Source organism: Streptomyces apricus, assembly GCF_008369065.1.
Taxonomy (GTDB): domain Bacteria; phylum Actinomycetota; class Actinomycetes; order Streptomycetales; family Streptomycetaceae; genus Streptomyces; species Streptomyces apricus.
This window is the reverse complement of sequence record NZ_VDFC01000043.1, coordinates 72,973-82,069: the sequence shown is the minus strand read 5'-3', so window position 1 is coordinate 82,069 and position 9,097 is coordinate 72,973. Positions and strand designations below refer to the sequence as shown.

Below are 9,097 nucleotides of genomic sequence, written 5' to 3'. Positions count from 1 at the left end.
CCCGCGGGGGCGCGCTCCGGGGTGGCCTGCTGGTTCGCGGAGGAGGCGAGCGTACGACTGCGCACCCGGTACAGACCGGTGTCGAGGTCGTCGGCCTTCTCCAGGTGGACCTTGATGGTGCCCATGAAGGTGTAGCGCTGCTGCTTGGCGTAGTCGCGCACCATGCCGGCCAGCTCGTCGCCGAGCTGGCCCGAGTAGGGGCTGAGCCGCTCGAAGTCCGGCGTGCTCAGCTCCACGATGAAGTCGTTGGGGACGACGGTCCGGTCACGGTTCCAGATCGTGGCGTTGTTGTCGCACTCGCGCTGGAGCGCTCCCGCGATCTCCACGGGCTGGACCTCTGACTTGAACACCTTGGCGAAGGTGCCGTTGACCAGACCTTCGAGACGTTGCTCGAACTTCTTCAGGACTCCCATGGGGCACCTCCTCCTTCGTCGTTGCCCTGGTACTGCTCACTGATCGTATCCACGCGCCGGGAAATCGGCTGGTTCCCCCTGTCGGCCCGGTCGACGGATGTCGACGCGCACTGAAGTCCCCTCCCGGAGTTCCCGCCGAAGTCCCTCTTCGAACTCCCCCGGTCCACTCCGTTGGGGAGGATCGTAGAGGCGGCCTCACCACAGTGTCCCGCACCCGGCGGTGGACCCCGGCCCTCTCGCGGGGAGATGGCCCGGACCGGTACGAGGTTGATACGTGAACCGCTTCCGTTGCGTACGTCTCGGTACGTCTTGGTACGTGGGGGGCGGGAACGGTGGGGCCGCCACGGGAGCCGGCGCCGCCGGTGGCGGGCGGGTGCCGCGGTGTCCTGCGGCCCGGTCGCGGCGCTCCCGCCGGCCTCGAAGAACGGATGTGAATCCACCCCGGCCACCGTGCTAATCTTCTGCATGTCGGAAGGCGCTCACCCACCAGGTGGGACACGGAAGACACACCCAATGCGCGGGTGGCGGAATAGGCAGACGCGCTGGATTCAGGTTCCAGTGCCCGAAAGGGCGTGGGGGTTCAACTCCCCCCTCGCGCACCATGAAGAACCGATGAAGCGGGTCTTCGCCGGAGACGAAAGTCCCGGCGGGGCCCGCTTCTCGCGTTGCGCGCCGACGATCCGCATCGATGGCGGTCTGGCGATGTTCCGCACCGATGACGGTGCCGGCGGCTGACGGTTGCAGGGCAGGGTCCCGGTGGTGAGCTATCTCACTGCCGGGGCCCTGCTTCCGTGCTGCCGGTGGTCGGTTCCCGAAGCCCCGGGTTCGCCGGATCGTGGTCAACATCCTTGTGTCCGAGGCGAGTTGTCCGTGAACTTTCCCACTGTTGTCCGTGATCGGTAACAGGCGGATCCCCCGGGCGCCGCCTCTCGTCCTCCCCGGTGGTTGCCGGTGACCGGGGGTCGGCACGGGACCGTGGGCAAAGGGGCGGACATGACGCGGCGCGGCGGCGTTCGGGGCTGGTACGGCAGGATGATCGGGGCGGCGCTCGGGGTGACGGTGCTCGCCACCGGCGCATCGGTGTGGGCCGCGCAGAACGGCACCGGGGGCGGCCCGTCGGAGACGAAGGCGCCGGTCAGCGCCGTGAAGCCGGTCGCGGCGACCATCGCGCACGCCTCGGAGGCGGGGCCGCGCGGCGTCAACCTCACCATCGACGACGGCCCCGATCCCCGCTGGACCCCGCAGGTGCTCGACGTCCTGGAGCAGTACGGGGCGAAGGCCACGTTCTGCATGGTGGGACCCCAGGCACAGGCCCACCCGGACCTGGTCAAGGACGTGGTCAAGGCCGGGCACCGGCTCTGCGACCACTCGGTGTCGCACGACACCGGCATGGACAAGCAGTCCGAGGCCTACCAGTCGCAGCAGATACTCGACGCCGAACGCATGATCATCAAGGCGTCCGGGGGCGTACGGCCCATGTACTACCGGGCGCCCGGCGGCGCGTTCACCCCGTACAGCCGCAAGCTCGCGGCCTCCCACGGGATGCGCCCGCTGGGCTGGAACGTGGACAGCAAGGACTTCGAGCTGCCGGGCACGGACGCCATCGTCGCCACCGTCGAGGAGCAGCTGTCCAACGGGCCGACGATCCTCTTCCACGACGCCGGCGGCGACCGTGCCCAGACCGTCGAGGCCCTGCGGCGGATCCTGCCCGAGCTGAAGGAGCAGGGGTACACCTTCGGCTTCCCGGTGCGCTGACCCCCGTTCCGCCGGAGAGGTCCGGGGCGTCTGTACGGTGCCTGTACCGCGTTCCGCGGGCCGGACGGCCTGCGGGGCGGGCCCGACGGTGAGGTATCTCACGGTCGCGGCGGCGCGGGGTGCCGGTCCGGACTACGTGGTGGGAGTGGGCTCTGTGAAGGTGATCCTCTTCGGGGCGACCGGGATGGTCGGACGCGGAGTCCTGCGCGAATGCCTGCGGGACGCGGCGGTCGAGGAGGTGCTCGTCGTCGGCCGCACCCCGGTGGGGGTCACGCACCCGAAGCTGCGCGAGATCCTGCGCGCCGACCCCGCGGACCTGGACGGCTTGGAGGACCGGCTCTCCGGGTACGACGCCTGCTTCTTCTGCCTCGGCGTCTCGTCGGCGGGCATGAAGGAGGCCGCGTACCGCGAGGTGACGTACGACCTCACGCTCGCCGTCGCGCGCTCCCTGGCCGCGGCGAGCCCCGGACTGACCTTCTGCTACGTGTCCGGGCAGGGGACCGACAGCACCGCGCGCGGGCGGGTGATGTGGGCGCGGGTCAAGGGGGAGACGGAGAACGCGCTGCTGGCGCTGGACGGTGTGGAGGCGTACCTGTTCCGGCCGGGGCTCATCCAGCCGCTGCACGGGATCAGGTCCAAGACGCGGGTGTACCGCGTGGTCTACGCGTTGACCGGCCGTCTGCTGCCGGTCCTGCGGAAGCTCGCGCCCCGGTCGGTCACCACGACGGAACAGGTCGGCCTGGCGATGGTCGCGGTGGCCCGCGGCGGGGCCGGGACCGGGGCCAGTGCCGGGGCCGGGGAGCGGGTCCTGGAGACCGCGGCGATCAACAGGCTCGCGGGGGCGTGAGGAACGACTGCGCCGCGCCCTGAGGGGCGCGGCGGTGGACGGGTGCGTCCTGGTGCGTCCGGGGGTGGTCGGGGGCGGTACGGGAGTGACGCGCGCCCCGCCCGGCCGGTACGGCTTCCGTCAGCCGGCTTCTGGTAGGCGGCTTCCGGTAAGTGGATTTCGTCAGGCGGCCTTCGCCGTGAACTGTCCCGCGAGGGTCCGGCCCTTGGCGGCGGCGTCCTCCAGTGCCTTGGCGCGGGAGGCCTCGGCGAGCGGCACCAGCTCCGCCATCGCCGGGACCTGCGCGGCCATCGTGAGCTCCGGGACGATGAACTCGACGTCCAGGCCGAGCATGTCCTTGAGGACGGCCCCCAGGTAGTTCTGCACGTACTCGTAGCCCTCGCGGGGCGTGCCGGGGCCGTAGGCGCCGCCGCGGCTGGCCACGACGGTGACCGGGGTGCCCTTGGCGCTCGGGGTGTCGCCGGCCGTGCGGCCGACGACGATCACGTTGTCCAGCCATGCCTTGAGGGTCGAGGGGATCGAGAAGTTGTACATGGGCGCGCCGATCAGCACGGCGTCCGCCCGCTCCAGCTCCTCGATGAACTCAAGGCGCCGGGCGAAGGCCGCGGCCTGCTCCGGGGTGTGCTCCGAGGGGTCGACGAAGGCGGCGGTGTGGCCGTCGGCCGAGATGTGCGGGACCGGGTCCGCCGAGAGGTCGCGGTAGATCACCGTCCCCTGGGGGTGCTCCTCCTCCCAGGCCTTGCGGAAGGCCTCCGTGACGGTGCGCGACGCCGAGGCGGAACCGGGGAGGACGGACGAGTCGAGGTGCAACAGGGTGGCCATGGGGATCTCCGGATGAGTCTGCTCGGAAGGGGCTGCGTTTTGGTACGTCACTATGAATAACACAGGAGCTTACTTTTTTTCACCCCCGCATGGCGGGGACAGTACCCTGAGGGCATGGCGCTGCAGGAAAACCACGACGCCGCGTCGTGCCGACGGGTCGACGACGGCATCACCCGTGTCTTCCAGGTACTCGGGAAACGCTGGACGGGCCCGATCGTGGCGGTGCTCCTGCCCGCCCCCGTGCACTTCGCCGACCTGCGCCGGGCCATCCCCGGCATCAGCGAGCGCATGCTCTCCGACCGGCTGACCGAACTGGCGGGCGTCGGAGTGGTGGTGCGCGAGGTCGACGAGGGCCCGCCGCTGCGCGTCTCCTACCGCCTCACCGAGGCCGGCTCCGCGCTGGAGCCCGCCCTCACCGAACTGGGCGCCTGGGCGGAGAAGTACCTGGCCGAGGACGGCCGTTGCCAGGAGCAGTTCCGGAAGTAGCGGGGCCGGGGCGGGGCGAGGGTCGGGGGTCGGGTGAGGGCGCGTCGGGGGTGGATCCGGGGCGGACCGAGGGGCGGATCGTGGGCTTTCGTCCGAGCTGAGCTGTGGGTTCTCCACAGTCGGGGAGTTGTCCACAGGGGCGCACGCCGATCGACGGCCGGGGGTACGGTCGTCACGCATCGACGGTCGTGTGCGGGGGAGGCGGTTCTCATGGGCGGTACCGATGGCGCGGTGGCCGAGGCGGMGCGGATCCCGGCGGTGCGCGGGTTCGCGGGCCGGCCCGCGGAGGGTTCGCCGAAGAAGGAGGGCAAGGCGCTGCGGGACCGCGTTCCGCGCGGCGCCCATGCGGAGTTCGGCCCGGACGGCGACCGCCCGGACGCGGTGACGGCCGTCGAGGAGTCCGGCCGCGGCCGCCTCCCGGAGCTGACCCCCATACGGGTCGGCAGGATGGCGGCCACCCCGTTCGCTTTCCTGCGCGGCTCGGCCGGCCTCATGGCGCACGACCTGGCGCGTACGCCCGTGACGGGCATCGGCGCCCAGATCTGCGGCGACGCGCACGCGGGCAACTTCGGCCTGTACGGGGACGCGCGCGGCGGTCTCGTCATCGACCTGAACGACTTCGACGAGACGGTGCACGGTCCGTGGGAGTGGGACCTCAAGCGCCTGGCGACCTCGCTGGTGCTGGCCGCCCGCGAGGCGGGGGCCGACGAGGACACCTGCCTGGCGGCCGCCCGGTTCACGGTCGGTTCCTACCGGCGCACGATGCGGCTGCTCGCCAAGCTGTCGGCGCTGGACGCGTGGAACGCCATCGCGGACGAGGAACTGGTCTCGCACGCCGACGCCCGTGACCTGCTCGGCACGCTGGAGCGGGTCTCGGAGAAGGCGCGGGCCAACACCAGCGGGCGGTTCGCGGCCAAGTCGACGCAGGGCGTCGAGGGCGGCGGGCGTCAGTTCGTGGACGCCCCGCCCGTGCTGCGCCGCGTCCCGGACGGCGAGGCGGCCGCGGTCGCACTGGCGCTGGAGGAGTACCTGGACACGCTGTCCCCGGACCGCCTCCCGCTCCTCGCCCGGCACGCGGTGCACGACGTCGCCTTCCGCGTGGTGGGTACGGGCAGCGTGGGCACGCGCTCGTACGTCGTGCTGCTGCTGGACCACTGTGACGAGCCGCTGGTCCTCCAGGTGAAGGAGGCCCGCCCGTCCGTCCTGCTGCCGTATCTGGAGGAGGTCGGCTTCCCGGTGCCGCGGGTCGGGCACGAGGGCCGCCGGGTGGTCCTCGGCCAGAAGCGCATGCAGGTCGTCAGCGACAACCTGCTCGGCTGGACCACGGTCGAGGGGCGGCCCTTCCAGGTGCGGCAGTTCCGCAACCGCAAGGGCAGCGTGGATCCGGCCGCGCTGGCCGCGGACCAGATGGACGACTACGCCCGTATGACGGGGGCGCTGCTGGCCCGGGCCCACGCCCACAGCGCCGATCCCCGGCTGCTCGCGGGGTACTGCGGCAAGAACGAGGAGCTGGACGAGGCGATAGGCACGTTCGCGGTGGCGTACGCGGACCGTACCGAGGCCGACCACGCGGAGCTGGTGACGGCCGTGCGCTCGGGGCGGATCGCGGCCGAGCTGGGGGTCTGATCCCGCCCCGGCCGGGCCGGGTGCGCGCCCTCGTCCGGGCGGGTTCGGGTGGCGGGCCGGGTGGTGGCCTAGGCTGGGCGGGTGACGACCCCGGAAGCTGAGCAGCCCCCGTCCGAGCCGCAGTCCGAGCCCTCCGCGGAGCGGGCCGGTGAGGCGTCGCGTGCCGCTGGACCGTCCGCCGCCGAGCCCTCCGCCGAGTCCTCCGGCGGCCCGGCCGTCGAGGACGGTGCCGGACCGGGCGCCGATGCTTCGGCGGGTGCCGACGGGGACCACGGAAACGACGGAACCGGCGGCGCCGACGGGGCTGACGAGGCCGACGGGGCTGCGGAGGCGCGGMCCGCGTCGGAGGGCGGCCGGTCCGCGTCGGAGGAGCCGTCCGCGTCGGGCGAGCCGTCCGCTTCGGGTGAGCGGCCCGAGGAGCGGTTGGAGCGGGCCGTGCGGGCGGCCGAGCAGGCGCTGATCGAGTTCGAGATCGCGGTGGAGACGTTCCGGGTCGAGGTGGAGAACTTCTCCCGGCTCCACCACCAGCGGCTCGGCCCGATGTACTCGCGGCTCGACGAGCTGGAGGCGCAGATCGCCGAGGCGCGGGCCGCGAGCACCGGTGACCCGGAGGACGTGCGCAAGGCGCAGGAGGCCCGGGCCAGGGTCATGCCGATGCCGGGCATAGAGGAGCTGTTCCACGACTGGCTGGACTCGGACGGGCTGTCCCCGGAGGCCTCGGCCATGCTGACCGAGCAGCCGGTGCGTCCGCCGCAGCGGGTGCGGCCGAGCGACGAGGCCCGCAAGCTCTACCGGGAGCTCGTCCGCAAGGCGCACCCGGACCTGGCGCAGGACGACACGGAGCGTGCGCGGCGCGACGAGTTCATCGCCCGCGTCAATGCCGCCTACGGCCGCGGGGACGAGGCCCTGCTCCGGGAGCTGTCCGAGGAGTGGGCCGCCGGTCCGGTGCCGCAGGAGTGGCGGCCGAGCCGCAGCGAGGAGCTGTACGCGCGTCTCGAATGGCTCGCCCAGCGCAAGGAACTGCTGGCGATCGTGGCCCGTGAGCTGGAGGAGAGCGCGATCGGCGGGATGCTCAGGATCGCGCCGGACGACCCCGACAAGCTGCTGGAGGAGATCGCCGAGCAGCTGCTGGCGCAGGTGAGCGAGCGCGAGGCGGAGCTGGCGGGGCTGCTGGGCAGCGACGCCTGAGGGACCTCCGGGCGCCGGCGGCCCGCTCCGCCCGGCCCTCGCGCGGAGCCGGTCGGGTAGCGTCGGGGCCATGAGTTTCGGAACTGGCGTGCCCACGGTCGAGGTCGGGGATCTCGCGGACGGAGATTTCCTGCTGGACGTCCGGGAGGACGACGAGTGGCAGGCGGGTCACGCCGAGGGGGCGCTGCACATCCCCATCAGCGAGTTCGTGGCCCGGTACGGCGAGTTGACCGAGGCGGCGCCGCAGGACGGCCGGGTCAACGTGATCTGCCGTTCCGGCGGCCGGTCCGCGCAGGTCGCGATGTACCTGAACCAGCAGGGCGTCGACGCGGTGAACGTCGCGGGCGGCATGCAGGTCTGGGCCGCCGAGGGCCGCCCCGTGGTGAACACGGAGGGCAAGCCGGGCTTCGTGCTGTAGCGGACCCGTCCCCTGCGGCCGCCGCCCCGTGGCGGGCCCGTCAGCCCAGGGGGTGGGTCGCCAGCAGGTCGCCCAGGTACTCCTCGTGCGCCGCCGCCGGGCCGAGAGCGAGCTCCAGGTGCTTGGCCCAGGCGTGGTACCGGTGCAGCGCGTACTCGGTGTCCGCGCCGAAGCCGCCGTGCAGGTGCTGGGCGGTCTGCACGACCCGGCGCACGCCCTCGGAGGCCCAGATCTTGGCGACGGCCACGTCGCCGGAGGCGGGCAGCGCCCCGCCCGCCCCCGTGCTGATCCGCCACGCGGCCTGCCACAGGGTCGCCTCCATCGCGCGCAGGTCGATGTAGCGGTCGGCGGCCTGCACGGCGACCGCCTGGAACGTGGCGACGGGGAAGCCGAACTGCTCCCGCTTGCCGGTGTATTCGCTCGTCATGGCGAGGACGCGTTCGCCCAGGCCGAGCGCCAGTGCGCAGGTCCCGGTGGTCAGCAGGTTCCGCAGCTCCTCCCAGGCGCCGTCGGCGTCCAGGACGTACCGGTCGGGGATCCGTGCGGACTCCAGGTGGAGTTCGCCGAGCGCTTCGCCCGTCGTCGAGACCTGGTCGGCCAGGCGTACGCCCGGGTGGCCGCGGGGGACGAGGGCGAGCACGGCGCGGCCCGGGCCGGTGCTCAGGGCGGGGACGAGGACGAAGTCGGCGTTGCGTGCCCAGGGCACGGCCGTCTGCAGCCCGTTCAGCACCCACGCGTCGCCCTCGCGGCCGGCGGTCACCGCGAGTTCGGCGCCGTCGTGGCCGGTGCGCCCGTGCGCGGCGACGGTCAGCACCAGCTCGCCCCGGCCGGCCCGTCCGAGCAGCTCGTCCTGCACCTCCTCGCCGCCGTGGGCCTGTACGGCGACGGCGGCCGCCGTGCTCTCCAGCAGGGGCACCCGGGCGAGTACCTTCGCCGCCTCCCGCAGGACCAGGCACAGGGCGACGGCGTCCAGGCCGGCGCCGCCGTGGCGCGCGTCGAGCAGCAGGCCCAGCAGGTCGGCGTCGGCGAGCCGTGCCCACAGGGCGCGGTCGAAGTCGTCCGCGACGGCTCCCCCGGTGAGCGCGGGGCTCGGCACGGAGTCCGGGGCGACCCCGGCGAAGACCGCCTTCGCCGCCTCCGCGGCCGCCTGCTGCTCCTCGCTGAAGCTGAAGTCCACGGTTTTGTCCTTCCGCCCGATCCGGTCCGCCTGCTCTGTCCCGCCCGTCCGGCCCGTCTGGATTTGTTCGGCCCGTCCGGTCCGGCGGAGCGACAAGATAGAACAGGTTCTAGAAGAAGGGAACGGTGGTGGGCCGGTCCGCGGACACCGGGGTCGTTAAGGTGTCCACCCACCGCTGTGGACGACCGTGTGACCGCTGTGCCCCTCGGGGCTGTGCCGGACGGGCGGCCCTGAGTACCGTTCCGGTGCGACCGTCGCGAGGCGGGCGGTGACATGTGGCAGACCTGGGGAAACGGGGCTCGATGGACGCGTACGACGAGGGCTCGACCGCCCGGCCCGTGCCGGGCGGTCGAGCCCTCGTCGTA

At 72.8% G+C, this 9,097-nt stretch carries 10 protein-coding genes and 1 tRNA gene; 8 read left to right on the top strand and 3 right to left on the bottom strand.

Going from position 1 to position 9,097, the window contains the following annotated elements; translation table 11 throughout:
* Positions 1-413: DUF3662 domain-containing protein (locus FGF04_RS18470; protein WP_149512656.1), on the bottom strand; the 413-nt coding region annotated here is incomplete at its 3' end.
* A gap of 515 nt (positions 414-928) precedes the next feature.
* Between FGF04_RS18470 and FGF04_RS18465 the strand changes: the two genes are divergently transcribed.
* The 4 genes from FGF04_RS18465 to FGF04_RS18455 all read left to right on the top strand — a co-directional run bounded on the left by FGF04_RS18465 (position 929) and on the right by FGF04_RS18455 (position 3,015).
* A tRNA-Leu gene (locus FGF04_RS18465) sits at positions 929-1,015 on the top strand.
* A 10-nt stretch (positions 1,016-1,025) separates the two neighbouring features.
* The gene (locus tag FGF04_RS41685) at positions 1,026-1,148 is read left to right on the top strand and encodes a hypothetical protein (RefSeq protein WP_268893779.1); all 123 of its coding nucleotides are present in this window, start codon (positions 1,026-1,028) and stop codon (positions 1,146-1,148) included.
* A gap of 258 nt (positions 1,149-1,406) precedes the next feature.
* Positions 1,407-2,168 (top strand): polysaccharide deacetylase family protein, encoded by a 762-nt coding sequence (locus FGF04_RS18460; protein WP_149512436.1) that lies wholly within the window; start codon positions 1,407-1,409, stop codon positions 2,166-2,168.
* Positions 2,169-2,322: 154 nt separating this feature from the next.
* Positions 2,323-3,015, top strand: a complete 693-nt coding sequence (locus FGF04_RS18455; RefSeq protein WP_188114147.1) for a Rossmann-fold NAD(P)-binding domain-containing protein — start codon at positions 2,323-2,325, stop codon at positions 3,013-3,015.
* 162 nt (positions 3,016-3,177) lie between these two features.
* On the opposite strand, the gene FGF04_RS18450 is transcribed toward FGF04_RS18455, so the two are convergent.
* Entirely contained in the window at positions 3,178-3,837 is a 660-nt protein-coding gene (locus FGF04_RS18450) for an FMN-dependent NADH-azoreductase (protein ID WP_149512435.1), read from the bottom strand.
* 114 nt (positions 3,838-3,951) lie between these two features.
* Here FGF04_RS18450 and FGF04_RS18445 point away from each other — a divergent pair, with 114 nt between their 5' ends.
* From FGF04_RS18445 to FGF04_RS18430, 4 genes are all read left to right on the top strand, one after another.
* Positions 3,952-4,323: a winged helix-turn-helix transcriptional regulator gene (locus tag FGF04_RS18445; RefSeq protein WP_149512434.1), complete on the top strand. Its 372-nt coding sequence runs from the start codon at positions 3,952-3,954 to the stop codon at positions 4,321-4,323.
* A 210-nt stretch (positions 4,324-4,533) separates the two neighbouring features.
* Positions 4,534-5,949 carry a DUF2252 domain-containing protein gene (locus tag FGF04_RS18440; protein ID WP_149512433.1) on the top strand — a complete coding sequence of 472 codons (1,416 nt, stop codon included), beginning with the start codon at positions 4,534-4,536 and terminating at the stop codon, positions 5,947-5,949.
* 81 nt (positions 5,950-6,030) lie between these two features.
* Positions 6,031-7,137: a J domain-containing protein gene (locus tag FGF04_RS18435; RefSeq protein WP_149512432.1), complete on the top strand. Its 1,107-nt coding sequence runs from the start codon at positions 6,031-6,033 to the stop codon at positions 7,135-7,137.
* Between the two features lie 88 nt (positions 7,138-7,225).
* Complete coding sequence (locus FGF04_RS18430; protein ID WP_149512654.1) at positions 7,226-7,555, top strand: rhodanese-like domain-containing protein; 330 nt, start codon at positions 7,226-7,228, stop codon at positions 7,553-7,555.
* A gap of 40 nt (positions 7,556-7,595) precedes the next feature.
* On the opposite strand, the gene FGF04_RS18425 is transcribed toward FGF04_RS18430, so the two are convergent.
* On the bottom strand, positions 7,596-8,732 hold the full coding sequence (locus FGF04_RS18425) for an acyl-CoA dehydrogenase family protein (RefSeq protein WP_149512431.1): 1,137 nt from the start codon (positions 8,730-8,732) through the stop codon (positions 7,596-7,598).
* Positions 8,733-9,097 lie beyond the last annotated feature (365 nt).